This window comes from Oleiphilus sp. HI0067 (genome assembly GCF_001635735.1).
Map to the genome: position 1 here is coordinate 1 of NZ_LWFI01001534.1, position 1,137 is coordinate 1,137.

Sequence of the window (1,137 nt, forward strand, 5' to 3'; positions counted from 1 at the left end):
AGCTTTAAGAGGTCGATCGCGTTTAAAGGTGTATCAATGAGTACAGCAGAATTTACGTAATCATCTTGGTCTTGAGGACCACGAGGACTACTACTATAAAGTGAAGCCTGTTCAAGCACCTCTATATCTGATTCTTGTTGAAGGGCTGCAACCGCTTTCTGAACTTGGGCAATGGGGTTGTCGAGATTGCTCCCTAGGGTAAGTAAAACGTTCACTAGTCGGATCTTTTTTGAGGACGACGATTTCTGCGACGAGGCGCTGGTTTTCTAGAATTAGACCTAGGTTTATGATTTGTTGGTAGCGGGTTATCTGCTTGATATTTTGTCCACCAACGACCTAAGCCTGGGAGAATTTCTTGAGCATGCTCCCGCAATAACAAAAAATCATAGCCAGCGCGAAAACGAGGATGCGTAACTAGTTGCTCTGCGCGACGAGTATTGTTCTTACTCAATCGAATCTGCATTTCCCAAATCTCTCGCATCATCAGGATAAAGCGTTTAGGAATCATGATGTGCGGTAACTGAGCTTCGATCGCTTGATGACCGGCTTGTTGTAGAGCAGGGAAGTCTGACAGCCCCTCAGCAATTTTTTGGCCCCAAATACGATGGACATCTGGCCATAAAAGAGAGGCATAAAGGAACGCCGGAGTGATGGGTTTCTCTTGCGCGATGCGCTTGTCTGTGTTGATTAAGGCCGCTCGGATAAAACTGAGATAGTGTTCTTTTTGGCTTTTATCTATGGTGTGCGCAACGCTTGGGAATAAGGCTTTAAATAGCCCTGTATCTAATAGGCGCTCAAATATTGCGGCCCCATAACCCGAGACAAAAAGCTTAATAATTTCATCAAATAATCGGGCAGGCGCCACCATCGACATCAGATGAGATAGTTCATGGATACTTTGTTCTGCTTTTTGTTCGATATCGAAGTTAAGTTTTTCGGAGAAACGAATTGCTCGTAACATGCGAACAGGGTCTTCGCGATAGCGCTCTTCAGGCTCGCCAATAAGCTTGAGTGAGTGTGCTTTGATATCTGTTAGGGCATCGCAATAATCATAAATGCAAAAATCAGTTGCGCTGTAATACAGCGCATTTGCGGTAAAATCGCGACGAATAGAATCTTCTTCTATCGTTCCGTACA

The 1,137-nt window shown here is 44.6% G+C and carries 1 protein-coding gene and 1 pseudogene; both read right to left on the reverse strand.

Annotated features, from left to right (window positions below; all coding sequences use genetic code 11):
* On the reverse strand, positions 1-215 hold a 215-nt coding region (locus A3739_RS25095; RefSeq protein WP_197472561.1), incomplete at its 3' end, for a 2-amino-4-hydroxy-6-hydroxymethyldihydropteridine diphosphokinase.
* Positions 215-1,137, reverse strand: a pseudogene (locus tag A3739_RS25100) (polynucleotide adenylyltransferase PcnB); the annotation flags it as partial. The pseudogene A3739_RS25100 and the gene A3739_RS25095, both read right to left, overlap by 1 nt.